Origin of the sequence: Nocardia farcinica (assembly GCF_001182745.1) — a bacterium.
GTDB lineage: Bacteria > Actinomycetota > Actinomycetes > Mycobacteriales > Mycobacteriaceae > Nocardia > Nocardia farcinica.
The window spans coordinates 1542214-1568215 of the sequence record NZ_LN868938.1 but is presented as its reverse complement, the minus strand read 5'-3'; the positions used below and the strand labels follow the sequence as shown (position 1 = coordinate 1568215).

The 26002-nt window shown below is 72.8% G+C and carries 20 protein-coding genes; 9 read left to right on the top strand and 11 right to left on the bottom strand.

The features are described 5' to 3' along the window. The first annotated feature begins 105 nt into the window (after positions 1-105). The gene (locus AMO33_RS07585) at positions 106-819 is read left to right on the top strand and encodes an urease accessory protein UreD (RefSeq protein ID WP_060593363.1); all 714 of its coding nucleotides are present in this window, start codon (positions 106-108) and stop codon (positions 817-819) included. 24 nt (positions 820-843) lie between these two features. On the opposite strand, the gene AMO33_RS07580 is transcribed toward AMO33_RS07585, so the two are convergent. The 3 genes from AMO33_RS07580 to AMO33_RS07570 form a co-directional block, all read right to left on the bottom strand. Then, positions 844-2274 carry an NAD(P)/FAD-dependent oxidoreductase gene (locus tag AMO33_RS07580; RefSeq protein WP_060591577.1) on the bottom strand — a complete coding sequence of 477 codons (1431 nt, stop codon included), beginning with the start codon at positions 2272-2274 and terminating at the stop codon, positions 844-846. Between the two features lie 188 nt (positions 2275-2462). Beyond that, on the bottom strand, positions 2463-3362 hold the full coding sequence (locus AMO33_RS07575) for a serine hydrolase (RefSeq protein ID WP_011209075.1): 900 nt from the start codon (positions 3360-3362) through the stop codon (positions 2463-2465). A 99-nt stretch (positions 3363-3461) separates the two neighbouring features. Beyond that, on the bottom strand, positions 3462-3614 hold the full coding sequence (locus AMO33_RS07570; RefSeq protein WP_228788317.1) for a hypothetical protein: 153 nt from the start codon (positions 3612-3614) through the stop codon (positions 3462-3464). A 248-nt stretch (positions 3615-3862) separates the two neighbouring features. Between AMO33_RS07570 and recC the strand changes: the two genes are divergently transcribed. Genes recC through recD form a run of 3 tightly spaced genes read left to right on the top strand, consistent with a single transcriptional unit; the run spans position 3863 to position 12422 of the window. After that, a complete protein-coding gene (gene recC, locus AMO33_RS07565; RefSeq protein ID WP_060591575.1) occupies positions 3863-7201 on the top strand; it encodes an exodeoxyribonuclease V subunit gamma in 3339 nt (1112 codons plus the stop codon). Beyond that, positions 7198-10539 (top strand): UvrD-helicase domain-containing protein, encoded by a 3342-nt coding sequence (locus AMO33_RS07560; protein ID WP_060591572.1) that lies wholly within the window; start codon positions 7198-7200, stop codon positions 10537-10539. Before recC ends, AMO33_RS07560 begins: the two co-directional genes overlap by 4 nt. After that, entirely contained in the window at positions 10536-12422 is a 1887-nt protein-coding gene (recD, locus tag AMO33_RS07555; protein ID WP_060591569.1) for an exodeoxyribonuclease V subunit alpha, read from the top strand. The genes AMO33_RS07560 and recD overlap by 4 nt, the downstream gene beginning before the upstream one ends. Positions 12423-12473: 51 nt before the next feature. Here the strand turns inward: recD and AMO33_RS07550 are convergent, their stop codons facing one another. The 4 genes from AMO33_RS07550 to AMO33_RS07535 form a co-directional block, all read right to left on the bottom strand. Next, a complete protein-coding gene (locus AMO33_RS07550) occupies positions 12474-13361 on the bottom strand; it encodes an amidohydrolase family protein (protein WP_060591567.1) in 888 nt (295 codons plus the stop codon). Further along, positions 13358-14425: a nucleoside hydrolase gene (locus AMO33_RS07545; RefSeq protein WP_011209081.1), complete on the bottom strand. Its 1068-nt coding sequence runs from the start codon at positions 14423-14425 to the stop codon at positions 13358-13360. Before AMO33_RS07545 ends, AMO33_RS07550 begins: the two co-directional genes overlap by 4 nt. A gap of 100 nt (positions 14426-14525) precedes the next feature. Continuing rightward, positions 14526-16076 carry an MFS transporter gene (locus AMO33_RS07540; protein WP_373862121.1) on the bottom strand — a complete coding sequence of 517 codons (1551 nt, stop codon included), beginning with the start codon at positions 16074-16076 and terminating at the stop codon, positions 14526-14528. Between the two features lie 175 nt (positions 16077-16251). After that, positions 16252-17598, bottom strand: coding sequence for a CoA transferase (locus AMO33_RS07535; protein WP_011209083.1), 1347 nt, complete (start codon positions 17596-17598; stop codon positions 16252-16254). 39 nt (positions 17599-17637) lie between these two features. Between AMO33_RS07535 and AMO33_RS07530 the strand changes: the two genes are divergently transcribed. After that, complete coding sequence (locus tag AMO33_RS07530; RefSeq protein WP_060593361.1) at positions 17638-18396, top strand: thioesterase II family protein; 759 nt, start codon at positions 17638-17640, stop codon at positions 18394-18396. 39 nt (positions 18397-18435) lie between these two features. Here the strand turns inward: AMO33_RS07530 and AMO33_RS07525 are convergent, their stop codons facing one another. Together AMO33_RS07525 and AMO33_RS07520 are read right to left on the bottom strand one after the other, a co-directional pair. Beyond that, positions 18436-18810, bottom strand: a complete 375-nt coding sequence (locus AMO33_RS07525) for a DUF2784 domain-containing protein (RefSeq protein ID WP_060591564.1) — start codon at positions 18808-18810, stop codon at positions 18436-18438. Positions 18811-18829: 19 nt separating this feature from the next. Further along, the gene (locus AMO33_RS07520; protein WP_041560105.1) at positions 18830-20260 is read right to left on the bottom strand and encodes an SDR family NAD(P)-dependent oxidoreductase; all 1431 of its coding nucleotides are present in this window, start codon (positions 20258-20260) and stop codon (positions 18830-18832) included. Positions 20261-20376: 116 nt separating this feature from the next. On the opposite strand from AMO33_RS07520, the gene AMO33_RS07515 reads away from it, so the two are divergent. The 4 genes from AMO33_RS07515 (at position 20377) to AMO33_RS07500 (ending at position 23906) form a co-directional block, all read left to right on the top strand. Continuing rightward, positions 20377-21060, top strand: coding sequence for a flavin reductase family protein (locus AMO33_RS07515; protein WP_309545920.1), 684 nt, complete (start codon positions 20377-20379; stop codon positions 21058-21060). A gap of 128 nt (positions 21061-21188) precedes the next feature. Then, on the top strand, positions 21189-22334 hold the full coding sequence (locus AMO33_RS07510; protein ID WP_011209088.1) for an acyl-CoA dehydrogenase family protein: 1146 nt from the start codon (positions 21189-21191) through the stop codon (positions 22332-22334). Next, positions 22318-22944, top strand: a complete 627-nt coding sequence (locus AMO33_RS07505; protein ID WP_060591562.1) for a TetR/AcrR family transcriptional regulator — start codon at positions 22318-22320, stop codon at positions 22942-22944. Before AMO33_RS07510 ends, AMO33_RS07505 begins: the two co-directional genes overlap by 17 nt. Positions 22945-23213: 269 nt before the next feature. Beyond that, the gene (locus AMO33_RS07500) at positions 23214-23906 is read left to right on the top strand and encodes a hypothetical protein (RefSeq protein ID WP_060591559.1); all 693 of its coding nucleotides are present in this window, start codon (positions 23214-23216) and stop codon (positions 23904-23906) included. Positions 23907-23913: 7 nt separating this feature from the next. On the opposite strand, the gene ligD is transcribed toward AMO33_RS07500, so the two are convergent. Both ligD and AMO33_RS07490 read right to left on the bottom strand, forming a co-directional pair. Then, the gene (gene ligD, locus AMO33_RS07495; RefSeq protein ID WP_060591555.1) at positions 23914-24915 is read right to left on the bottom strand and encodes a non-homologous end-joining DNA ligase; all 1002 of its coding nucleotides are present in this window, start codon (positions 24913-24915) and stop codon (positions 23914-23916) included. Further along, the gene (locus AMO33_RS07490; protein WP_179946646.1) at positions 24912-26000 is read right to left on the bottom strand and encodes an ATP-dependent DNA ligase; all 1089 of its coding nucleotides are present in this window, start codon (positions 25998-26000) and stop codon (positions 24912-24914) included. Before AMO33_RS07490 ends, ligD begins: the two co-directional genes overlap by 4 nt. Between the last annotated feature and the right edge of the window lie 2 nt (positions 26001-26002).

The window sequence follows — 26002 nt, the reverse complement described above, 5'->3', positions numbered from 1 at the left end:
CCCGGCCCGCTCGCCGCTCACCCGGTGCCGCGGCTGTCCGGTGGAGCGTCGGCACCGGCCGGAGCCGGTGCCTGCGAGGGGCTGTCGTCCGACAGCGGCTCGTCGGTGCACACCCGGCTCCGCATCGTCGCCGAGGCGGGCACGTTGCCGCGCATCGAGGCCGGCGGCGGGTTGGCGGCACGCCGCACCGGCCCGGACACCGTCCACCTCATCGGCACCGCGGCGACTCCGCTGGGCGGTGACCACCTCGACATCACGGTCGTCGTCGGGCCGGGCGCGCGGCTCGCGGTGCGTGCGGTCGCCGCCGCCCTGGCACTGCCCGGGCGGGGCACCCCGGTGTCCACGGCGCACTGGCGATTCGAGGTCGCCGCGTACGGCGAACTGGACATCGAGACCCCGGCGATGATCGTCGCGGGCGGCGCCGAACATCGGACGGCGACGACCGCGCTGCTCGATCCGGACGCCCGGCTGCGGATGCGGGAACTCGTGCAGATCGGCCGCAGCGGCGAGCGGCACGGCCGGTGGCGCGGTGACCTGACCGCCGACCTCGGCGACCTGCCGCTGGTGCGGCATCGGATCGAGCTGGGCGAGCACACCGCCGTCGACGACGTCCTCACGGCGCCCCGTGCGCTGGTGAGCGAACTCCGCTACCCCGACGACCGTCCGGCCGCCACCCACGGCGTCACGGCGGCGCGCCTGCCCCTGGCACCGGGCGGCAGCCTCTTCACCGGTCTCGGCGACCGGCTGGCGGACACCCCGACGCCCGAACGCCTCACGGACGCCGCGGCACTGCCGGCACAGTCGTCGCCGCGCCGGTGATGAACGACGAGCCGCCGCCCGCGCTCAGGAGGCGCGCTGATCCGCCGCCTTGCTCCCCGGTGCCCACCCGGCCGCCGGTGGCGCACCCAGCGCCGCCGCCAGTTCGTCGGCGTCGGCCTGGTCCTCGTTGACCTGTTCCAAGGCGAGCCGCGCGAACACCCACTGCTCGGTGGCCGCCATCTGCCCGCGGCTGCGGCCGAGGAAGGTGACGAACCACTGGATGCAGGTGATGATGCGGCTGCGGTAGCCGATCAGGTAGTACAGGTGCAGGGCGAGCCAGGCCAACCAGGCGATGAACCCGCCGAACTCCAGCTTGCCGATCTGGCAGACGGCGCTGAACCGCGAGACGGTCGCCATGCTGCCCTTGTTGAAGTACTTGAACGGCTTGCGGTCCTCGGGCCGCTGGCCGTGCAGCCCGGCCTTGATCTGCTTGGCGGCGTAGGTGGCGCCCTGGATCGCGCCCTGCGCCTGGCCGGGCACGCCCGGCACCGACATCAGGTCGCCGACGACGAAGACGTTCGGATGACCCTTGATGGTGAGATCGGGCTCGACGATGACGCGACCGGCGCGGTCCACCTCGGTGCCCGCGGAGCGCTCGGCCAGCATCTTGCCCAGCGGGCTGGCCTGCACGCCCGCCGACCACACCTTGCACGAGGACTCGATGCGGCGGATGGTGCCGTCGGCGTCCTTGACCGTGACACCGTGCGCGTCGACATCGGTCACCATGGCGTTGAGCTGGATCTCCACGCCCATCCGTTCGAGCCTGCGCTGGGCCTTGCCGCCGAGCTTGGGACCCATCGGGCCGAGCACCGCGCCCGCACCCTCGATGAGGATGACGCGGGCGTCGCGCGGGTCGATGTTGTCGAAGGTGCCTTCCAGTGTGCGGTCGGCGAGTTCGGCGATCTGCCCGGCCAGTTCCACACCGGTGGGGCCTGCGCCGATGACGACGAAGGTGAGCAGCCGGTCGCGCATCTCCTGGGTGGTGGCCAGCTCCGCGCCCTCGAACGCGCCGAGGATGCGGCCGCGGAGCTCGAGGGCGTCGTCGATCGTCTTCATGCCGGGGGCGTAGGTGGCGAACTGGTCGTTGCCGAAATACGACTGCTGGGCTCCGGTGGCGACGATGAGGCTGTCGAACGGGGTGACCGTGTTCTGGTTGAGCAGCCGGGAGGTGACCGTCTTGGCCTCCAGGTCGATATCGATCACCTCGCCGAGCAGCACCCTCGCGTTCTTCTGCTTGCGCAGCACCAGGCGGGTCGCGGGAGCGATCTCACCGACCGACAGGATGCCGGTGGCGACCTGGTAGAGCAGCGGCTGGAACAGATGGGTGGAAGTCTTGGAGATCAGGGTGACGTCCACGTCGGCGCGCTTGAGGTGCTTGGTGCCGAACAGGCCGCCGAAGCCCGAGCCGATCACCACCACCTGATGACGACGGTTCTCGCCGGTCCGATTGCTCATCGTCGTGCTCCTCGACAGACCCGGGGCTCACCCCGCCAACGGTTCTCCTGACACGCACAACGGTAGTCGGCCGCTGTGCGGTCGTCACGACGAGGACGCACTACGGCGTGGTGCGTCGCGACCGCGGGCGGGCCGCGGCGCCCGGTCGGGCGCGGCGGCGGTCGGCCTGCGCGGCGCGAACGTCGCGCTCAGCGCCCCGCGAGCAGCAGTTTCGCCAGCTGGGTGTCGGTGTCGGCACCCTCGGTGTAGCCGCCTTCGCCGCCCATCGACGTCATGATCGCCAGCGTGTAGCGCTCGCCCGGCCCGGCGAAGCCGACCGAGTTGACCACCCAGCCGCCCTGCTCCTCGGACCAGCCGTTCTTCAATCCCGGACGCATCGACTCGCCCGCGCCCCACACGCCCCAGTGCTGATTGGAGTCGACGGCCCGCATGCGGTCGAGCAGGTAGGCGCGATCGTCGGGGTGCATGACGTCGAGCACGTGGTTCATCATCCGGTCCAGATCGGCGGCGGTGCACTTCTGGAACGACCAGTCGGGGAACAGCGCGGTGCTGGTGGGTTGCGGCACCAGGCTCACCATGCCGTTGGCGCGGAAGGCGTTGTTGTAGGCCATCCGGTCCGGGCCCGCGTACTTGTTCCACAGCAGGTCGGTGGCGGCGTCGTTGGAGGTGGCGAGCATGGACTCGATGAGGCCGCGGTCCTCGGGGGTCAGCACGATCGCGCCGACGCGGGCGCGGTTGAGCAGGTCGGCGGCGATCGCCAGTTTGATGGTGGAGGCGGTCCACACCGAGTCCTCGGCGTGCTCGTTGGCGTACACCGCACCGGAGACGCGGTCGCGCAGCACGTAGCCGGTGACGCCGGGGCGGCCGGCGAGGTAGTCGTCGGCGGCCCGGATGCGGCTGCTCATGTCGCAGTCGAACCCGGCGAAGCAGCCGGCGGGGGCGGCATGGGCCGCGGGCGCGGTGACGCCGGGCAGCGGGGTGGGCGCGCCGGGCATCAGGATCGCCGCGGCGGCCAGGACAGAGGCGGTTGCGGCCACGCGGGGGACGGCCCCGGTGGCGGCCTTCGGATAACGCACGAGGGACGACATTGGCACACTACGGCTCAGGATGCACGTCTTGAGCTCACCGCGGTGATGTGTTAGGCGCTCGGCGACCCCGGTTGTGTTGGCCCGCAGGGTGTTTCGGCGTCAGTGAAAGGCGGCGCGCAGTTCCTCGACGGTGCGGCCGTTGAGCCGGTAGCAGTGCTCGAAAGCCTCGGAGTGCCGCTCGCGCGGCCAGGTGTGCAGCACGACGTCGCGGCCGTAGTGGCGGGAGTTGACCAGTTCCCAGCGGTCACCCACGCGGCGCACCGTGAACCCGTTTCTCGGGACCAAGGGAATGACCATCGAACCCATGAACGCGAACCAGCCTTTCGACATGAACTTTCCCGTTCCACCCCGTACCAGCTCCTCCCGGTTGAGCACTGTCGCACACAGGTCCGACACAGACGCGGTGACACGGCGAACTCGCGCGCCCGGGTGTGTTCCAATTCACTCCGCCTCGGCGGGCCGGGCGAGTTGCGCGCCGGTCGCTGGCGTATAAATGTGCAATGCCGCTGCACATCCGACGGGCCGAGCGCGCGGACATCCTGGCCGACGCGCTCGCCGCGCGATTGGCCGTGCCGCAGCCGGATCCGTTCGCGGCCGAGGTCGTCGCGGTGCCCGCCAAGGGGGTCGAGCGCTGGCTGACCCAGCGCCTGTCCGCGGTGCTCGGCGTGTCCGCGGGCGGACGCGACGGGGTCGCCGCCAACATCCGCTTCCCGTCACCCGCGGCGCTGGTCGCCGAGGCGCTGGCCGCCTGCACCGGCATCGCGCCCGAGGACGACCCGTGGGCGCACCAGCGGGTGGTGTGGACGCTGTTGCGGGTGATCGACCGCGCCGTCGCCGAGCCGTGGTGCGCGGTGCTGGCCCGCCACCTCGGCGCGCCCTCGCGCGGCCGCGACCACCGGATCGGCAGGCGCTACGCCACCGCCGCGCAGCTGGCCGCCCTGTTCGACAGCTACGCCGCGCAGCGTCCGGCCCTGCTGCTGGACTGGGCCGCCGGCGGCGACGGCGACGGCGCCGGCGGCGAGGTGCCCGCGGACCTGCGCTGGCAGCCGCGCCTGTGGCGGATGCTGCGCGCCGAGATCGGCAGCCCGAGCCCGGCCGAGCGGCTCGCCCCGGCGTGCGAGCGGCTGCGCGCCGAACCCGGCCTGCTGGACCTGCCCGAGCGGCTCTCGCTGTTCGGCGTCACGCGCCTGACCACCGATCAGCTCGCGGTGCTCGACGCGGTGGGCGCGGGCCGCGAGGTCGACGTGTGGCTGGTGCATCCCAGTCCCGCGCTGTGGTCGGCCTTGGTCGGCCGCCCGCCCGCGCGTGCCCGCGCCGCCGACACCAGCGCGAGCGCCGTCCGGCATCCGCTGCTCACCGGGCTGGCTCGTGACGTCCGCGAACTCCAGCAGCGGCTGGCGGGCACCGGCGCGATCGACACCGGGCCGCTGTCGGCACCGGAAGCGCCGTCCCCGCAGCAGCTTTCGCTGCTGGCCGGCGTGCAGGCAGGCATCCGCGACGACGCGTGGCCGCCCGCGCGGCTGCCCGCCGACGGCACGGTGCAGGTGCACGCCTGCCACGGTCCCGCGCGCCAGGTGGAGGTGCTGCGCGACTGTCTGCTCGGCCTGTTCGCCGCCGATCCGACGCTGGAACCGCGCGACGTGCTGATCATGTGCCCGGAGGTCGAGGCGTACGCGCCGCTGGTGCGGGCGGCGTTCGGCGCCCGGGGCGGCGCCGACGAGGCCCCGGAGCCGGCCCACCCCGCACACCTGCTGCGGGTGCGCCTGGCCGACCGCGGCCGCGGTGTGACCAATCCACTGCTCGCCGTCGTGCAGACCCTGCTGGAGCTGGCGGACGGGCGCGTCACCGTGACGCAGGTGCTCGACCTCGCCGCCTCCGAAACCGTCCGCCGCCGGTGCGGGTTCGACGACGACGCCATCGAGCGGTTGCGCGAGTGGGCCGCCGCGGCGGGCGCGCGCTGGGGGATCGGGCAGCGGCAGCGGCAGGCGTTCGGCTTGGCCGACTTCGCCCAGAACACCCTCAACGGCGCCGTGGACCGCATCCTGCTCGGCGTCACCGCCGACGAATCCGGCGACGACTGGCTGGATCTCGCACTGCCGCTGGACGACGTGGACAGCAACGACGTCGATCTGGCCGGGCGCTTCGCCGAATTCGTCGACCGCCTCGCGGTGTGCCTGCGCGATCTGCGCGGCCCGCGCCCGGCCACCGAGTGGGCCCAGGTGCTCGGGCGGGCGCTGGAACTGCTCACCGACGTGCCCGACAGCCAGTCCTGGGTGCGCACCGAGGCACGTGCCGAGATCGCGGCCGCCACCGAGCACGCCGGGGATGTGCCGTTGCGGCTGGCCGACGTCGCGGTGCTGTTCGCCGATCGGCTGGCCGCCCGGCCCACACGCGCCAACTTCCGCACCGGGGAGCTGACGGTGTGCACGATGGTGCCGATGCGGTCGGTGCCGCACCGGGTGGTGGTGCTGCTCGGCCTGGACGACGACGTCTTCCCGCGTACCGGCGGCGTCGACGGCGACGACGTGCTCGCCCGGGAACCGCTGCTGGGCGAACGGGATCCGCGCAGCGAGGACCGCCAGCTGCTGCTGGACGCCGTGCTCGCGGCCCGCGAGCGGCTGCTGATCTTCCACACCGGCGCCGACCCGGTCACCGGCTCGCCGCGCCCGCCCGCGATCCCGGTCGCCGAACTGCTCGACGTGGTGCGTGCCCACGTCGGCGCCGACGCGATGGCGCAGGTGCTGACCCGGCACCCGTTGCAGAGCTTCGATCGCCGCAATTTCGACCCCGCCGCGCCGTTCAGCTTCGACACCGTCGCGCTGGCCGGGGCCCGCGCCGCCGCCCGGGTGCCCGAGCCGGCGCCGCCGTTCCTGCCCGAACCGCTGCCGCCCGCCGAGCGGGGCGATGTCGCACTCGCCGACCTCATCGCCTTCGCCGAGCACCCGGTGCGCGGATTCCTCTGGCAGCGACTGGGTTTGCGGGTTCCCGAGCACGAGGAGGACCTCGCCGACGCGTTGCCCATCGAGCTCGACGGCCTGGCCAAATGGGAACTGGGCGAACGGATGCTCGCGGCCCGGCTCACCGGCGCGGACCCGGCGGGACTGCGCGCCGCGGAGTGGCGGCGCGGCACCCTGCCGCCGTTCCGGCTCGGCGGTGCGGTGCTCGACGAGATCGAACACACGGTGGACACCCTGGTGCGGGTCGCGCAGCCGGATTACGCGGCCGCGCCGCGCGCGGTCGACATCGCCGTCGACCTCGGCGACGGCCGCCGGTTGACCGGCACGGTGCCGGAGGTCCGCGGGGAGACGCTGGTGCGCACCACGTTCTCGCGGGTCGCGGCCAAGCACCGGATCGGGGCGTGGGTGGCGCTGCTGGCGTTGGCCGCCACCGAGGACCGGTCCTGGCGCGCCGTCACCACCGGCCGGGGAAAGTTCCGTCGCCCGGCGTGGCGCTGTGAGCTCACCGCACCGGACCGCCCGGCGGCCGTCGCGGTGCTGCGCGACCTGGTGCGCCTGCGCGACGAGGGACTCACCGAGCCGCTGCCGATCGCGCCCGCGTCCTCGGCCGCCTACGCCGAACGCCGGGTGCGCGGCGGCTCGGCCGAGGACGCCTTCGCCGCGGCCGAGCGCGAATTCGACGGCGGCCCCAACGGTCCCGACAAATTCGGCGAACACACCGACCGGCACCTGCGGTACGTGTGGGGCACCGCCCCGCGCCTGGACCACCTCGCCGCCGCCCCCGCGCCCGCGGGCTCGCCCGGTGAGCCGACGCGCTTCGGCGCGTTGGCCGTGCGGCTGTGGACCCCGCTGTTGGCCGCCGAGACCCAGGGGCAACCGTGAGCACACCGTTCGCGCTCGACCACGCGCCCGTCACCCCCGAGACCTTCGACCCGTGCGGCCCGCTGCCGCGGGGCACCACGGTGCTCGAGGCCAGCGCGGGCACCGGGAAGACGCACGCCATCGTCGGCCTCGCCGTGCGCTACGTGGCCGAGGCGGGGGTACGCATCGCCGAGTTGCTGCTGGTCACCTTCAGCCGGGCCGCCACCCAGGAGCTGCGCGAACGCGCCCGCGACCGGTTCGTCGCGGTGGCCGCCGCGTTGGCCGACCCGGACTCGGCCCGGGCGGCGGGCGACGAGCTGATCGCCCATCTCGCCGCCGCCGACGACACCGAGGTCGCGCTGCGCCGCGCCCGCCTGCTCACGGCCCTGTCCGACTTCGACGCGGGCACCATCGCCACCACGCACAGCTTCTGCCAGCGGATGCTCGACGAACTCGGTCTCGCCGGCGAGCGCGACACCGCGGCCCGGCTGGTGGAGACGGTCGACGATCTGGTCGTCACCGTGGCCGACGACCTGTACCTGCACCGCTACGCACGCGCGCAGCCGCCGTTCGGGCGCAAGGAGGCGCACACGCTGGCGCTGGCCGCGGCCCGGGACCGGCACGCCCGGCTGGTGCCCGACGACGAGGACGAACCGGGCGAGCGGGTGGCCTTCGCCGCCGCGGTGCGCGCCGAGACCGAACGCCGCAAGCGGCTGGCCGGGCTGCGCGACTTCGACGATCTGCTGGTGCTGTTGCACGACGTACTGGCCGACCCCGACCACGGCGAGGGCGCCTGCGCCCGCGTCCGGGCCCGCTACCGGGTCGCGCTGGTCGACGAGTTCCAGGACACCGACCCGCTGCAGTGGGACATCCTGCGCCGCTCCTTCCACGGCCACACCACCCTCGTGCTGGTCGGCGACCCCAAGCAGGCCATCTACGCGTTCCGCGGCGCGGAGGTGCTCAGCTACCTCGACGCGGTCGCGCACGCCGACAGCCGCAAGGAACTCACCAGGAACTGGCGCAGCGACGCGGGCCTGCTGCGCGCCCTGGACCATCTGCAGGGTGGCGCCGCGCTCGGACATCCCGAGATCAGCGTGTACCCGGTCGAGGCGACACGGCCGTGGAGCAGGCTGTCCGGCCCGGCCGAACTGATCACCCCGCTGCGGCTGCGCTGCCTGCCGCGCACGGGCGCGGGCCCACTCAACAAGTCGGGCTTCCCGGCGGTCGGGCGGCAGCGGGCCAAGGTCGCCGACGATCTCGCCGCCGACCTGGTGCGACTGCTCGAATCCGGCGCCGAGGTGACCGACGGGCACGGCGCCGGGGCGGTCCGGCGGCCGGTCGCGGCGGGCGACATCGCCGTGCTCGTGCGCACCCGCACGCAGATCGATGTGGTGCGCGCGGCCCTGGACCGGGTCGGTGTCGCCTCGGTCCTGGCCGGTGGCACCAGCGTGTTCGGCACGCCGAGCGCCACGCACTGGCTGTGGGTGCTGCGCGCGCTCGAACAGCCGCACCGCTCCGACCGGGTCCGGCTGGCCGCCGCCACCCCGATCCTGGGGTACCCGCCGGCCGAGATCGACCGGGGCGGAGCCGATCTCGTCGGGCGGGTGAGCGCGCAGTTGCGCGACGCGGCCCGGCTGTTCGCGCGCGCCGGGTTCGCCGCGGTGTACGAGCGTCTCGCCGCGCAGGCGCGTCTCGCGCCCCGGCTGCTCGGCATCGAGAACGGTGAACGCACCCTCACCGACCTGCGCCACATCGCCCAGCTGCTCGACCAGGTGGCCCTCGCCGACGGACTCGGCCTGACCGCGCTGACCCGCTGGCTCGCCGACCGGGTGCGCGACCCCGCCTCCGGCGCGGTCGCCGATCGTTCCCGGCGGCTGGACCGGGACGCGGCCGCCGTGCAGATCGCCACCGTGCACGCCAGCAAGGGGCTCGAATTCCCCATCGTGTACCTGCCGTTCGCGTGGGACAACGCCAAGAATCCCTATCCCGGCTCGCTGCTGTTCCACGACGACGACGGCACCCGGGTGCTCGACGTCGGCGGCCCCGACGCGCCCGGCTACGCCCAGCGCAAACTGCGCTGCGAGGCCGAGGAGGCCGGGGAGGAACTGCGCTTGCTCTACGTCGCCCTCACCCGCGCCAAATGCCAGGTCGTCGCCTGGTGGGCGCCCGCGCACAGCACCGCCGCCGCACCGCTGCATCGGATGATCCTCGGCCGTCCCGAGGGCGGCCCGCACGTGCCCGACCGGGCGCCGGTGCCCGCCGACACCGCGGCCGTCCCGATGTTCACCGCCTGGGCCGAGCCCGCGGGCGCGGCGATCTCGGTGACCGCGGTGGACACCGCCGAGGCCGTCGAGATCCGCCGCGTGCGTGTCGAACCCGTCACCGGGGAGCTGGCCGCGGCCCGGTTCGACCGGTCGCTGGACCTGCTGTGGCGGCGCACCTCCTACTCCGCGCTGACCGCGGGCGCGCACGACCTGGTCACCGACGCCGAGCCCGAGGACGTGCGCGGCCCCGGCGACGAACCCGAGACTCCGGCACTGCTCAGCGACGAGCCCGCCGCCACCGCCGCGCCCTCGCTGATGAACGACCTGCCCTACGGCGCGGAATTCGGCACGCTCGTGCACGGGGTGCTCGAGCGGATCGACACCGACGCACCGGATCTGGCCGCCGAGGTGCGCACCCGCTGCCGGGAGGCGGCGGCCGAACTGCTCGCCGACCTCGACCACGGCGTCCTGGCCACCGCGCTGCTCGCCGTGCTGCGCACCCCGCTCGGCTTCGGCACCCTGGCCGACATCGCCGCCCGGGACCGGTTGAGCGAGTTGGAGTTCGAGCTCCCGCTCGGCGGCGGTGACACCCCCGCGGCCCGGGCCGCCACCCTCGGCGCGATCGCCGAACTCGTGCGCGCCCACCTCGGCCAGGCCGACGACCTGTCGGGCTACCCGGACCTGCTGGCCGGGCTCGACGACGTCACCCTGCGCGGGTATCTGACCGGCAGTATCGACGCGGTGCTGCGGCTGCCCGGCCCGAAATTCGTGGTCGTCGACTACAAGACGAACCGGCTCGGCACCGGCGACCTCACCGTCGGCCACTACACCCGCGAGCGGATGGCCGCGGAGATGCTGCGCTCGCACTACCCGCTGCAGGCGCTGCTGTATTCGGTGGCGCTGCACCGGTATCTGCGCTGGCGGCTGCCCGGCTACGACCCCGCGCGCCACCTCGGCGGCTGCCGTTACCTGTTCGTGCGCGGCATGATCGGACCCGAGACGCCGCCCGGCCACGGCGTGTTCGACTGGGACCCGCCCGTGCCGCTGGTGCTCGCGCTCTCGGATCTGCTCGCGGGCGCCGAGGAGGACCGGTGACCTCGATCCAGCTGGCGCAGCGCGGCACCGGACTGCTGCGCACCTTCAACGAGGCCGGGGTGCTCTCGGCCGCCGACGTGCACGTGGCGGTGCGGCTCGGCAGGCTCGGCCGCGAGGAATCCGAGCTGGTGCTGTTCGCGGCCGCGCTGGCGGTGCGGGCGGTGCGGTCGGGGTCGGTGTGCCTGGAGCTGCACCGGATGCGCGAGATCGGGGTGGACGCCGACGAGAGCTGGGACGCGGGCACCGGCATCGACCCGGCCACCCTGCCCTGGCCGGACGTCGAGGCCGTGATCGCCGCGCTGCGGGTGAGCCCGCTGGTGTGCGGTGGTCCGGCCGGCCCGCTGTGCCCGCTGCGGGTCGTACCCGGCGACGACGGCCCGCTGCTGTACCTGGACCGGTACTTCCGGCAGGAGCAGACCATCCGGCGCGTACTCACCGAACGCGCCGCGAGCCACCCCCGGGTCGACGCCGCGATCGTCCGCCGCGAACTCGACCGGCTGTTCGGCGCCGACCACGACGGCGCGCCCGATCGGCAGCGGCTGGCGGCCGCCCTGGCCGCCACGCACTGGACGACGGTGGTCGCCGGCGGTCCGGGCACCGGCAAGACCCACACCATCGCCCGCATCCTCGCGCTGCTCGACGCCCACCGCCGCGCCGACCCCAAGGCGCCGCCGCTGCGCATCGCCCTGGCCGCCCCCACCGGCAAGGCCGCCGCCCGGCTGCAGGAGGCGGTGCGCGAACAGGCAGGCGAGCTCGGCCTGCCCGAGCTGTCGGCCGCCACCCTGCACCGGTTGCTCGGCTGGCAACGCGGCCGTCGAACCCGCTTCCGCCACAACGAATTCAACCGCCTGCCCTACGACGTGATCGTGGTCGACGAGACCTCGATGGTGTCGCTGACCATGATGAGCAGCCTGCTCGCCGCGCTACGGCCGGACACCCGGCTGGTACTCGTCGGCGACCCGGACCAGCTGGCGTCGGTCGACGCGGGCGCGGTGCTCGCCGACCTCGTCGCCGGGCCGGTGCTCGGCATCCCCAACCCGGAGCTGGACCGCATCCTCGGCGGCCCCCCACCAGACCTCGCCGCGCATCCGGAGGGCCTGACCGCGTTGGAGCGCACGCGGCTGCGCGGCGGCATCGTACGGCTCACCCGCGGGCGCCGATTCGGTGGCCGCATCGCCGAACTCGCCGTGGCGGTGCGCGCCGGCGACGCCGACCGCGCACTCGACCTGCTGCACACCGGCGGCGACGACCTGTCGTTGTGCGCGCCCGACGACGTCGCCGCCGTCCGCGCCGACGTGGTGCGCGCCGCCCGGACCGTCACGGCCGCCGCGCAGGCCGGGGACGCGACCGGCGCGCTGACCGCCTTGGAATCGCATCGGCTGTTGTGCGCGCACCGGCAGGGCCCGTTCGGTGTGGAACGCTGGGACCGGCTCGCGGGGGAGTGGGCCGCCGCGGCGGGCGCGGGCCCGGACTCCGCGCAGTCGTCCTGGTATCCGGGCCAGCCGTTGCTCGTCACCGCCAACGACCACGAGGCCCGCATCTACAACGGCGACACCGGGGTGATCGTCGCCATGCCCGACGGTTCGCTGCGGGCGGCCCTGCAACGCGGCAGCGAGCCCTACCTGGTCCACCCCACCCAGTTCCCGGCGGTGGTGACCGTGTTCGCGATGACCATCCACCGCAGCCAGGGCAGCCAGTACGACACCGTCTCCATCGTGCTGCCCGAACCCGAATCCACCCTGCTCACCCGCGAACTGCTCTACACCGCGATCACCCGGGCGCGCGGGCACGTCCGCGTCATCGGGACCGAGGAGTCGATCCGGGCGGCGGTGGGGCGGCGCGTGTTGCGGGCGAGCGGGCTGTCGCGGCCCGCGGGCGGATGAGCGGCGCCGAGCGCTCCGCGGCTCGGCCCGGCGCCTCGGGCGCGCACCGGATCAGGTGAGACCGAACATCCGGGCGCCGTTCTCCCAGCACACCCGGCGCAGCCAGTCGTCGCCCAGCTCGAGGCGTTCCAGGGCCTGCACCGCGTGGGCGTACGGGTACGGGATGTTGGGGAAGTCGCTGCCGAACAGGATCCGGTCGGCCAGGTCGCGTAGCCGGCCGTGCTCGTGCACCGGATAGGGTGCGTCGCTCTCGCTGAAATCGGTCCACACCATGGTCGTGTCGAGGCAGACGTTCGGGAAGCGCTCGGCCAGATCCAGGAACTCCGAGTACTCGGGCGTGCCCATGTGCGCGACGATCAGCCGCAGGCCCGGGAAGCGGGTCAGGATGTCGGCGACGGGTTCGGGCCCGGTGAACCGGCCCGGCGCCGGACCCGAACCGCAGTGGATGACCACCGGCGTCCCGGCCTCGGCCACCAGCCCCCACACCGGGGTGAGCAGCGGGTCGTTCGGCGGGAAGTCGCCCACCTGGATGTGCACCTTGAACACCCGCGCGCCGTCCGCGAGCGCGGCCGCCACGTAGTCGGGCGCGGAGGGTTCCGGGTAGAAGGTGGCGGTGTGCAGGCAGTCGGGGGTGCGCGCGGCGAATTCGGCGGTCCAGCCGTTGAGCCAGGCCGCCATCTCCGGCTTGTGCGGGTAGACCAGCGAGGTGAACGCGCGGACCCCGAAGTCGCGCAACGTCTTCAGCCGGACCTGTTCCTCGTCGCGGTAGGTGATCGGCCACTCCCGGCCGACCAGCGGGCCCACCGCGTCGAAATACGCCCACACCTTGCGCATCACCGGTTCCGGCATGAAGTGCGTGTGCACGTCGACGATGCCGGGCAGGCCGAGCCGCGCCCGGAACCCGGCGAGGTAGGCGGTGTCGTCGGTGCGGTCGGTCACGGAACCTCCTGTGTCGCGGGCAGATTCGCCACGGGCGGGTACAGCGACCGCGCGTACGCGCCGACGCGGTCGATCATGCGCTCGAAGAACAGCGCCGGGTCGGTGCCGAGCACGATGTCGGCATTGAAGGGCCTGCCCCACATGCCCGCCCAGTCGGCGACCGTGGTCGCCCGGGTGATGGTGCCGGTGAGCTCGACGTCCACGGTGGCGGGCCGCACCCGGGCCAGCGCGGGGTCGAGCGCGACGGCGGCGGCGAACGGGTCGTGCATGTGCGCGAGATAGCCCTGGTCGTAGGCGTCGTGGAATTCGAAGTAGAAGCGCACCGCGTCGGTGACGTGCCGGATCACCGGGTTGGCGGCCGTCGACCGCGTGCCGGGCGGATCGGTGGGGGCGGGCTGTTCCACCGGCGTGCTGCCCGCCCGCCGGGCGAGCTCGGCGAGGTGGTGCGGGTGCATCTCGATGGTCTCGGTGATGTCCAGGGCGCAGATCAGCGGCCTGCGCTCGGGCGGGGCGGCGGAGAAGGCGTCGAAGACCGCCTTGGCCGCCTCCGGATCGACGTGGACGTTCCACTCGTTGGTCGGCGTGGTGTTGCCGGGATGGTTGAACGCCCCGCCCATCACCACCAGCCTGCGCAACAGCAGCGGCAGGGCGGGCTCGAGTCGCAGGGCCAGCGCCAGGTTGGTCAGAGGTCCCGTGCACAGTCCGGTGATCTGCCCGGGATGCGCGCGGGCCAGGTCGACCCACAGCTGCGCGGCCGAGCGGTCCGAGAGCGGGCGGGCCGAGGTGGGCAGTTCGGCGTAGCCGACCCCCTGCGGGCCGTGGGTGTCCTCGGTGGTGCGCAGCGGGATCGCCAACGGTGCGGCGGCACCGAGGGCGACCTCGATCGCCGGCGCCCGGCACACGTCCAGCCAGGCCAGGTTGTTGGCGGCCACCTGCGCCGCACTCACATTGCCCGCCGTCGCGGCGATGCCGACGATCTCGGCCTCGGGGGAGGCCAGCAGATACAGCAGCGCCAGCGAGTCATCGATGCCGGTATCGACGTCCACGATGATCTTCTGCCGCACGAACCGAGCCTAATCAACCCGTTCCCGCCCACGCCCGGGTGCCCTCCGCGGCCGGTCGGAGCTGGGTCGTTCACCGGCGCACCGCGCGCCGGTGCGCCGCTCAGTGCCCGGCGTCGAGTTCGCCCGCGGGCAGATGCCGCAGCCGCCGCAGTGCGAACACACCGATGACGAGCGCGCACACGCCCGCCAGCCCGGCGGTGAGGTGCACACCGTGCAGGAAGGCCGCCCGCGCCGCCGTCAGCACGGCTTCACCGGTGGCGGCAGGCAGCTCCGCGGCCACCCGCGCCGCCGCGCCGAGCGTGTCGCGCACGTCGTCGCGCTGAGCCGGAGCCAGCCCGTCGGGCAACGTCGTGTTCAGGTCGCCGCGATAGATGGCCACGCTGATACTGCCCAGGATCGAGATGCCGAGCGCCCCACCGAGTTCCGCGCCGGTCTCGGACACCCCGGAGGCGGCGCCCGCCTGCTGCGGCGGCGCCGAACCGACGACGATCTCGGTCGTGATGCCGAACACCGGCGCCAGGCCGAGCGAACTGATCAAGGCGGCCGCCACCGCGAGGCCGGCGCCGCCGTCCGCGGCCAGCCGGGTCATGAGCAACAGCCCGATCCCCGCCGTGAGCAGCCCGCCACCGACGAGGTAGGCGGGCCGGACCACCCGGACCAGGCGCGGTGCGGCCTGCGAACCGACGATGAACGCCAGCCCGGACGGCGCCATCATCAGCCCCGCCTGCCACGGCGAGAGTCCGAGCACCAGCTGGAGGTACTGCGCGACGAACAGGAAGTACCCGAACGCGACGAACACCCCGACCACGTTGATGAGCAGCGCGTAACGGAAGGTGGGCAGCCGGAACAGGCGCAGATCCAGCATCGGCGCGGCGCCGGTGAGCTGTCGTCGCACGAACACCGCGCCCAGCAGGAGCCCCGCGCCGAGCGCGCCCACCGCGACGACGCCGGGCCCGTCCTGGGCGATCTTCTTCATCCCGAACACGACCGCGAGCATGGTGGCCACGCACAATGCCGTGCTCAGCGGGTCGAGTCTGCCCGCGGTGGGATCCCGGTACTCCGGTAACACCATCGGGCCGAGCACCAGCAGCAACCCCATCACCGGGACCGCGAGCAGGAACACCGATCCCCACCAGAAGTGTTCGAGCAGCACGCCGCCGACGATCGGCCCCACCGCGCCGCCGGTGGAGAACGCGCCAACCCAGACCCCCACGGCCAGTGACCGCTGCCGCCGATCGGCGAACATGTCGAAGATCAGCGACAGCGTCGAGGGCGCCACCGTCGCACCGGCGATGCCGAGCAGCGCGCGGCACAGGATCAGGATCTCCGCGCTGGGGGCGAAGGCGGCCACGATCGAGACCAGGCTGAACAGCGCCGCCCCGAACAGCAGCATCCGCCGCCTGCCCAGCCGGTCGCCGAGCGTGCCCGCGGTGATCAGCAGCCCGGCGACCATGAACCCGTAGATGTCGATGATCCACAGCAGTTGCGAGCCGGTCGGGTGCAGATCGGCGCTGATCATCGGCACGGCCAGGTGCAGCACCGTCAGGTCCATCGCGTACACCAGGCAGGCGAGGGCGAGCACGGCGAGGCCGACCCATTCGCGGCGGCCCGCCCGCGCGGGCGCCGCGGTGGGTAGGCGGTCGCCGATGATGTCCACGATGAGTCCCCTGCCGCGTCGTTGGTCGTGTCCGCCGACCGGGATGTCGGCGGTGACCCATTCCACCGCCCGCCGCGGTGGCGGCGCAAAGGAATTTCGGGCGGGTGGGGACAACTTCTCCGGTGTGGACCAGCGGTCGCGGAGCAGTCGTTCGTGCTCGCGCCGTGGACTACCGGGTGCGCACCGGCCAGGCGGGTGCGCCGGACCCGAACTGCGGTGCGGGCCAGGCGTAATCGGGATACTCGGCCAGCGCGGGCGCGGCGGTCAGCAGCGTGCCGTGGGCGACCACCGCGTGCGGGTTCGGCGCGGCGGGCGGCGGATGCTTGACGGTGCGACCGGGAGCGGCCAGCAGCCAGGACGCGGTGCGCGCCAACGACACTCGCACGTCGCGGCCGACACCGTCGAAGGTGCGGGCGGCCAGCGCGTCGATCACACCCGCTGCCAGCAGGTACCCCGACGCGTGGTCGAGCGCCTGGGCGGGCAGCGCGCCGGGCACCTGCGGGGCGCCCTCCAGCACCGCGATTCCGGTGGCGGCCTGCACGATGCTGTCGAATCCGCGGCGATCTCCCCACGGACCGCTCTCGCCCCAGGCGCACACCCGGGCGTGCACGAGCCCGCGGCGCACCGCGGTGATCAGGCCCGCCTGCTCCAGCGCGCCGGGCCGATAACCGGTCACCAGCACGTCGGCGTTGGCGAGCAGGTCGTGGAAGGTGCTCGAGCCGGTGCGCAGGTCCAGCAGCACCGAGTGCTTGCCCTGACAGGTGTCGGCGAACTGCCACGGTAGCTCCGGTAGCCACGGCGGATCGACCCGCAGCACCTCGGCGCCGAGCAGCGCGAGCGTGCGGGTGGCCACCGGCCCGGCGACGACGCGGGTCAGATCGAGCACCCGCACCCCGCGCAGCGGCTGGAACGGCGTCGCCTCCGAACGCATCATGCTGCCCGAGCGGTCCTCGCGCTGCTCCATCGCCACCACCGGCCCGGACGCGGCGGCCGCGGCCTGCGGGGTGGCCGCCCACTCCTGTTCGGTGCGCACCCGCACCGCGATCGCCCCGGCCGCGGCGGCGTTGTCCTCGATGTCGGCGGCGCGGCTCATGGCGATCTGCGCGACGGCGATGTCGAACGGGATGTCCTCGGGTAGTCCGAGCGCGGTGAGCAGGCGGGCGCGGTGGTGCGGATAGTTGGCGTGGGTGCGGACCCAGCCGTCGAAGGTGGGGAAGAAGCCGGACAGATCGGCGAACGCGGTGACCGGGCGGCCGTCCACGCGCATCAGGTGATCACTGGAGAACGCGGCGGTGATCCGCTCCGGGTCGATACGGTGGGGGACCGGGGCCAGTCCGTGCGCGTCGCGCAACCGGTTGGCCGCGGCGGCCACCGCGGCGACCGACCCGGCGGCCAGCGCCCACACCGGCAGGGTCGCAGCGAGATTGCTACCGGGATCGGGAGAATCGGTAATGCCGGACGCGGGGACACCGATTCCGGATTCGTAGTCGTGGACCAGCCGTGTGTGCGCGTTCACCAGTCCGAGACTAGCCGTTACGACCCGGAGGAGACCGACTTGGAGAGGGCGATCGCCGCCACCGATTGGCTGCGCGAACTTCGAACCGACCCCGCGCCGCGCCATCACCTGGTGTGTTTCCCGCCGGGCGGTGGTTCGGCCACCGCGTACCGCGAACTCGCCCGCCGCACCGGCCCCGGCATCGCGGTCCTCGGTGTGCAATACCCGGGCAGGCAGGACCGCCTCGGCGAGCCGGCGGTGCCGGATCTGCACACCCTCGCCGACCGGATCGCCGCGGAGTTGCTGCCCCAGCCGGTCGATCGGCTGGCCCTGTTCGGGCACAGCATGGGCGCCACCGTCGCCTACGAGACCGCGCGCAGGCTGACCGAGGCGGGCCTGCCGCTCACCCACCTGTTCGTCTCCGGCCGTCCCGCACCCACGTTCGTCGAACCGGGCAGGCTGCACCAGGGTCCGGACGAGGGCTTGATCGCCGACCTCGAACGCCTGGCCACCGATCCGTCCTCGGTCGCGGTGCTGCGCACCGAGCCCGGCCTCGCCGACCTGGTACTGCCCGCGGTGCGCGCCGATTACCAGGCGGTGGAGACCTACACCCCCGGCGGCACCGATCCGCTGCCGTGCCCGATCACCGCGCTGGTGAGCACCGCCGATCCGACGATGACGCCCGAACAAGGCGACGAGTGGCGCGATTTCACCACCGGCGCGTTCCGGCGCGAGACCTTCCCCGGCGGGCACTTCTACCTCGACGAGCAGGTCGCCGAGGTGGCCGCGCTGATCAGTTCCGTGCTCGCCGAGTCCTGACCGGGCACCGCGCACGCCGCCCCGCTCGGGCGGACATCGTCACGGCCCGACCGGGGCGCCGCGGCGGCGGATCGTCACCAGTGCCCCCGCCCAGGACGCCACGACGACCACCGCCACCAGCAGCCGCACCAGGTCGACCGCGTCCTCGGGATAGATCACCCCGGTGAGGTAGTGGTCGATGAACCCGGTGGCGGGCAGTTCGGCGTCACCGGCCCGGCGGCGCGCCCAGTTCTCCACGTGCGTGAGCGGGCAGTCGTAGCCGACGAGCACGGTGCCGAATCCCCACCCGACCGCGGCCAGGTGCGGCCAGAACGCCCACGGCCGCGACCACGCCAGGAACCCGCCCAGGGCCACGTACCCGACGAACGCGAAATGCGTCAGCGCGGTGAGATCGGCGAGCAGGCGGTAGCCCATGCCTCCAGGGTAGGCACTCTCACCAGGGCGAGGGCCGGTAATCCTTGAGGAAGCAGCCGTAGAGATCCACGCCGTTCTCGCCCTGCACGATGGGGTCGTAGACGCGGGCGGCGCCGTCGACGAGATCCAGCGGCGCGTGGAAGCCTTCCTCGGCCAGCCGCATCTTGGTGTAGTGCGGGCGCTCGTCGGTGATCCAGCCGGTGTCCACCGCGGTCATCAGGATGCCGTCGGATTCGAACATCTCGCCGGCGCTGGTGCGGGTCAGCATGTTCAGCGCGGCCTTGGCCATGTTCGTGTGCGGGTGGCCCGGGCCCTTGTAGCCGCGGCTGAACTGTCCCTCCATGGCCGAGACGTTCACGATGTACTTGCGCCGCGCCGGTGCCGCCGCCATGGCCGGGCGCAGCCGGGAGACCAGGATGAACGGCGCCACCGAATTGCACAGCTGCACCTCGAGCAACTCGGTCGGGTCCACCTCGCCGACGGTCTGCACCCAGCTGTTGGTGTGCGCGAGATCCGGTACCAGGCCGCCCGCGTCGATCGCCACGCCACGCGAAATCCGGTCGGGGGTGGCCGATCCCGCGACGAGGGCGAGTTCGGCGACGTCGGCGGCGGTGAGGCTGGGCGCCAGCGAGGCGGTGAGTGCGGTCGGGTGTGGCTGCATCGTCTTGCCGTAGGTCACCACGTCGGGCAGCGCGCCCGCGGGCAGCGGCGCGGATTCGGCCTCGACCAGCGCGCTGTAGGCACCGGGGGAGCGGCGCACGGTCTGGGCGGCGTTGTTGATGAGGATGTCGAGCGGGCCCTGCGCGGCCACGTCGTCGGCCAGGGCCACCACCTGGGCCGGGTCGCGCAGGTCGATGCCGACCACGCGCAGCCGGTGCAGCCACTGCGCGCTGTCCTCCATCGCGGCGAAGCGGCGCACGGCGTCGTTGGGGAAGCGGGTGGTGATGGTGGTGTGCGCGCCGTCGCGCAGCAGCCGCAGCGCGATGTACATCCCGATCTTGGCCCGGCCGCCGGTGAGCAGCGCGCGTCTGCCGGTGAGGTCGGTGCGCGCGTCGCGCTTGGCGTGGCCGGCGGCCGCGCACTCCGGGCACAGTTGGTGATAGAAGGCGTCCACCCGGGTGTAGCGCTGCTTGCAGATGTAGCAGGGCCGTGCCCGCAGCAGTTCGCCCGCGCTGGCGCCCGCGGCGCTCGAGGACAGCGGGATACCGGCGGTCTCGTCATCGATGCGGTTCGGTGAGCCGGTGGCGGTGGCGGCGACGACGGCGCGGTCGGCCTCGGCGACCCGACGGCGGGCCTCGCTGCGCCTGCGCTGCTTGAGTTTCTTGAACATGTGGCCGACGGCCCGCTGCACCGCGACCGAGTCGGGGTCGTCCTTGTCCAGCTCGGCGGCCTGATCGAGCACCCGTAGACAGGTGGCCAGCTCGTCGGGATCGATACGGGTCTCGGCCATCGGGTCTGGGAACATCCTTCGTGAGCTGGGGGCGAACGCGGCATCCATTCTCGCAAACCCCCGGCGGTGCCCCGACCGCGGTGGGTGAGCAGCCGCGGCGGACCCGATCAACGGCTGTGGCAATCGCTGCCGTCGCCGCCGATCCGCTCGGCCTCGGTACGGTGGACGGGGCGGCCCTCGGTGGGCCGCGGGACGGCGCGCACGGCTCGCCCCCGACCGTCGCGCGCGCTACCAGGGGGCGCGACCGCCGCGACGGGTACGCCCGCCCGCGGCGGGACGAGGGTGAGGAGGGAACCGTGGTCGTTGCCCGGCAGGGTGTCGAGGAGGCCTTCGACGCGGTCGTCGCCGCCGCCGACTATCCGGTATGGGTGGTGACCACCGTGGCCGACGGGGTGCGGGCCGGCTGCCTGGTCGGCTTCGGCACGCAGGTGAGCATCGAACCGCGCCGGTTCCTCGTCGGGCTGTCGAAGAGGAACCACACCTATCGCGTCGCCGCCGATGCCGAGTATCTGGCGGTGCATCTGCTCGCCTCCGGCCAGCAGGCGCTGGCCCGGCTCTTCGCCACCGAATCCGGCGACACCGTGGACAAGTTCGCCCACTGCGCGTGGACGCCGGGCCCGCACGAGGTGCCGGTGCTCACCGGCGCGTCGGGCTGGTTCGCCGGGCGCATTCTCGAACGCCACGACTTCGGCGATCACTGCGGGTTGCTGCTCGAACCGCTCGCCGGGCGCGCGCCGGTCGCCGGGCCCGCCCTCCGTTACGACCGCGTCGCCGGTCTGCGACCCGGTCACGAGGCCTGACCGCTCCGGTTCCACCCGCGCGGCGGACTCTTGTCCGTCCTTTGTTGACAAGCCGCCAATAGGGCTGGGACTCTGATGCCGGGGTCCGGTGCCCGAGGCCGGGCCACAGCGAGCAAAGGATCGACACCATGGCACGCGCGGCGTGGAGTGACGACGAGGTCGAGGCGGTACGCGAACTCGCCCGCAACTTCTTCGAGAAGGAGGTCGTCCCGCACGAGGAGAAGTTCGTCGAGCAGGGCCACCCCGACCGCCACCTGTACAACCGGGCCGGTGAACTCGGCCTGCTGTGCACCGCGATCCCGGCCGAATACGGGGGCGGCGGTGGGACGTTCGCGCACGAGGCCGCCATCATCGAAGAGCAGACCTTGGCCGGCGACGGCGCCCTCGGCATGCCCGTGCACAGCTCGATCATCGCGCCCTACCTCGCCGAGTTCGGTTCCGAGGAGCTCAAGCGCCGCGTGTTGCCCAAGGCCGCCAGCGGCGAGATGGTGCTCTCCATCGGCATGACCGAACCGGGCACCGGCTCGGACCTGCAGAACATCAAGACCAGGGCGGTGCGGGAGGGTGACGAGTACGTCATCACCGGCTCGAAGATCTTCATCACCAACGGCTGGCTGTGCGACGGCATCATCATCGCCGCCAAGACCGACCCGACCAAGGGCGCCGCGGGGGTCTCGCTGATCTTCGCCGAGGTCGGCGACGACACCCCGGGCTTCACCCGCGGCCGCATCCTGAGCAAGATCGGCGGCAAGGGCCAGGACACCGCCGAGCTGTTCTTCGACGGCCTGCGGGTGCCCGCGAGCAACCTGCTCGGCGAGGCCGAGGGCCAGGGCTTCTACCAGATGATGCAGCTGCTGGCGCAGGAGCGCCTGGTCACCGCGGTGATCGCGGTGCCGATGATGGAGAAGGCCGTCCAGCTCACCGTCGAGTACACCAAGGGCCGCGAGGCGTTCGGCAAGCCGCTGTACGCCATGCAGAACACGAAGTTCGAACTCGCCGAATGTGCCACCATCGCCAGGGTGGCGCGCACCTTCCTCGACGACGCGATCGTCAAGCACCTACGCGGGGAACTCGACATCCCCACCGCGGCGATGACCAAGTACTGGATCACCGACCAGCTCGGCGGCGTGGTGGACCGCTGCCTACAGCTGTTCGGTGGCTACGGGTACATGACGGAGTATCCGATCTCCCAGCTGTACACCGGTGCCCGTGTGCTGCGCATCCTCGCGGGCAGCAACGAGGTGATGAAGGATCTCATTGCCCGGTCACTCTGAGGCCCCCGCGCGCAGGCGCCGGCTCGAACCCGACGAGCGGCGCGCGCAGATCCTGGCCCGCGCGATCGAGATGTTCGGCGAGCGGCCGTACGCGGCCGTGTCCACCGCCGAACTGGCGCAGCGGGCCGGGGTGGCCCGCGGCTTGATCAACCACTACTTCGGCAACAAGCGCGACCTGTATCTCGCGGTGGTGCGCCGGATGGTGACGCTGCCCCGCGCCGACGACATGTTCGAGCCCACCGGCACCCCGCGGGAACGGGTGGACGCCAGCGTGCGGTGGCTGCTGGACACCATCGCCGAACACGGCAGCACCTGGGTGAAGGTCACCAGTCACGAAGGCGTCGGTGACGATCCGGAGGTGCAGCAGATCCTCGACGAGGCCGACGACGCGGCGGCCGAGCGGACGCTGCGGATGGTCGGTCTCGCCGATTCTGCACACAGTGCAGAATTGCGCGCGATGGTGCGGTCCTACGGTGGGCTGGTGAAAGCCGCGGGCCGCGAATGGATCACCCGCGGCAACCTGACCCGCGATCAGGTCCACCATCTGCTCGCCGATCTGCTGTACACCCTGGTCACCGAGACGATGCGCACGGTCGACACGGCCGAGTGATCCGGTCCGGCGGGTGGCGGCGTGTCGCGTCCCGCCACCGGTCGACCGTGATGCGCCGATCGCCCGCCGTGTCATGCACTGGATGCCGTTTTGCATCGAGTGCAGAAATCGGTTCCCTTCAGCCGATTGCGGTGTGACGCGTATTACGTCCCGATCACCGCGGTGGCCCGACCATCCGCCGGACGCGCCCGTATTCTGTCCCGGTATCTGGTGGGGTTCGCCGCTTCCGGGGCGCCGCGCGAGAGTGGGATGTGCGAGAGGGACCGGCGATGGCACGGACGCAGGAATGGCAGGACAGCGAGCCGTGGCCGCAGGCGTGGCCCGACGAGCACGAGCCCGACGACCCGTTCCCGCCCGAACCGCGCCCGATGGTCAACCCGTACGCGGTGATCGCGCTCGTGGCCGCGTTGCTCGCGCTGTTCCCGGTCGCGATCGTGTTCGGCCTGATCGCCTTCGGGCATCCGCGCGGCCGGGCGATGGCGACGTTCGCGGTGCTGCTCGGGCTCGCCGAAGTGGCCACGTTGGCGGCGCTGGTGCTGATGTCGGGAAACCTGCTGTCGGACGGCCTCACCCGCGCCGACGACCTGGTCGCCCCGCAGTCCACGGCCGGATCGACCGCCGCGCCGCCCACCACGACCCCCACCCCGCCGCCGGCGAGCACCACGCCCACCGCGCTGCCGACGGCCGAGGCGCCGGTGGTGCGCAAGGGCGCCGCGTGCACCGCCGCGCAGCTCGGGATGATCGGCAGCGCGGCCGACGGCGGCACGCTGCTGTGCCTGGGTGACCCGGCCACCGAGGGTGTCTACCGCTGGTCGGGGCCGTACCACGTCGGCACCGGGGTGTACGAACCGGGCGAGACCTGCGATCCGGGTATCGCCAAATCCGGGCGCACCGCCGACGGCCGCGCGCTGGTGTGCGAGGGTGGCGCGCGGGACGCCGCCTGGGTCCGCTGGACCGAGTGAGGCGGCGCTACTGCTTCTTGGCCCGGCTGGGCTGCACCCGCGGCGGCTCGTTGGGCATCTTCGGGTACTGCGGCGGCCACGGCGCGTCCATCATCCCGGCGGCCATGTCCCGTTCCGACATCGCCAGCAGCGGCTCGATCGATTGCGGCGCCCGGTCCGCCCACGGATCGCCGCGCTCGGCCAGCCGCGCGGGCACGGTCGCGATGGTGAGATCGTCGGGCACCACGCTGTCCAGGTCGTCCCAGGAGATCGGCGTGGACACCTGCGCGCCGACCTTCGGCCGCACACACCAGGCCCCGAACACCGTCTTGTGCGGGGCGTTCTGGTTGTAGTCGACGAAGACCCGCTGTCCGCGCTCCTCCTTCCACCAGTGCGCGGTGATCAGGTCCGGATGCCGCCGCTCCAGCTCCCTGGCCAGCGCGACCGCCGCCGCGCGCACCTGGTACCCGTCCCAGCGCGGCTCGAGCGCGACGTAGATGTGCAGACCGCGCGAGCCGGAGGTCTTCACGGCCGACGCGATGCCCAGCTCGTCGAACAATCCCCTGGTCAGTTTCGCCGCCTGCACCAGGTCCGGATAGCCGATGCCGGGGGAGGGATCGAGATCGATGCGCAGCTCGTCGGCGACGGTGAGGTCCCGCACCCGGTTCGGCCAGACGTGGAAGCCCAGGCAGCCCTGGTTCACCGCCCACAGGATGTGCGCGAGGTCGTGCGCGACGAGCGCGTCGCTGGTGGTGCCGTTGGGGGTGGTCACCTCGACCGTGTGCAGCCAGTCCGGGGCCGACTTGGGCACCCGCTTCTGGAACCACGACTTGCCCGAGGCGCCGTCGGGGTGCCGTTCCAGCAGCAGCGGCCGATCACGGATCACCCCGAGCAGCGGCTCGGCCACCGCCTGGTAGTAGCGGACCAGATCCGCCTTGGTCTCCCCGCGCTTGGTGAAATACACCTTGTCCGGGTTGCTGATGGCCAGCACCCGGCCGTCGACCTCGACCTCCAGGGTGGGCCCGCTCATCGCGACGCCGCCGTCTCGGTGAAGATCTCCGACAGTTCCGCGGGCGCGACTTCCTCGAGCTGGGCGTAGGTGCACGACTGCGGCGTGCGGTCGGTGCGGAAGCGCACCAGCCTGCCGCCGTGGCGCAGCCGGCCGGACTGCACGTGTTCGTAGCGCACCTCGGCGACCAGCTCCGGCCGCAGCGCCTCCCAGGACAGATCCTTGCCGCCGGTCCACCGGCTGATCCCGCCCGGCATCTTGCCCTCCGACCTGGCCTGGGCCGCCGCGTCGGCCCACTCCCGCCAGGGGTGGTCGACGAGCGCGTTCTCCCGCAGCGGGGCGAGTTCGTCGACCAGTTCCGCGCGCCGGGCGGCGGTGAAACTGCTGGCGACGCCCACGTGGTGCAGCCGCCCGTCGTCGTCGTAGAGACCGAGCAGCAGCGAACCGACCCCCTGGCCGTCCTTGTGCCAGCGGAAGCCCGCCACCACGCAGTCGGCGGTGCGTTCGTGCTTGACCTTGAACATCACCCGCTTGTCCTGCTGATACGGCTGATCGGCGGCCTTGACCATCACCCCGTCGAAGCCGGCGCCCTCGAACCGGGTGAACCAGTCCTCGGCGACGTCGGGATCGCGGGTGAGCGGGGTGAGGTGCACGCGGGCCAGCTCGGTGTCGAGGATCTGCTCGAGCCTGCGCCTGCGTTCGGCGAACGGCTCGCCGGTGAGGTCCTCGTCGCCGAGGGCGAGCAGATCGAAGGCGACGAAGCTGGCCGGTGTCTCCACGGCCAGCTTGTTCACCCGGGAGGCGGCCGGATGCAGGCGGTTCTGCAGCACGTCGAAATCCAGGCCGTGTTCGGTGACCACCACGATCTCGCCGTCCACCACACAGCGCGCCGGCAGCGCCTGCTTCAACAGCTCGGCGACCTCGGGAAAGTACCTGGTCAGCGGGCGGTCGTTGCGGGAGCCGAGCTCGACCTCGGGGCCGTCGCGGAACACCACGCAGCGAAAGCCGTCCCATTTCGGCTCGTAGCACAGGCCGGGCTCACGCGGCACCGTCGGCGTCGCTTTCGCCAGCATCGGCTTGACGGGTGGCATCACCGGCAGGTCCACGC

Coding starts and splice junctions, on each gene's coding strand:
- AMO33_RS07580 (WP_060591577.1), bottom strand. CDS start 2,274: ATGAGCAATCGGACCGGCGAGAACCGTCGTCATCAGGTGGTGGTGATC.
- AMO33_RS07575 (WP_011209075.1), bottom strand. CDS start 3,362: ATGTCGTCCCTCGTGCGTTATCCGAAGGCCGCCACCGGGGCCGTCCCC.
- ligD (WP_060591555.1), bottom strand. CDS start 24,915: ATGAGCGGGCCCACCCTGGAGGTCGAGGTCGACGGCCGGGTGCTGGCC.
- recC (WP_060591575.1), top strand. CDS start 3,863: ATGCCGCTGCACATCCGACGGGCCGAGCGCGCGGACATCCTGGCCGAC.
- AMO33_RS07500 (WP_060591559.1), top strand. CDS start 23,214: ATGGCACGGACGCAGGAATGGCAGGACAGCGAGCCGTGGCCGCAGGCG.
- AMO33_RS07510 (WP_011209088.1), top strand. CDS start 21,189: ATGGCACGCGCGGCGTGGAGTGACGACGAGGTCGAGGCGGTACGCGAA.
- AMO33_RS07525 (WP_060591564.1), bottom strand. CDS start 18,810: ATGGGCTACCGCCTGCTCGCCGATCTCACCGCGCTGACGCATTTCGCG.
- AMO33_RS07520 (WP_041560105.1), bottom strand. CDS start 20,260: ATGGCCGAGACCCGTATCGATCCCGACGAGCTGGCCACCTGTCTACGG.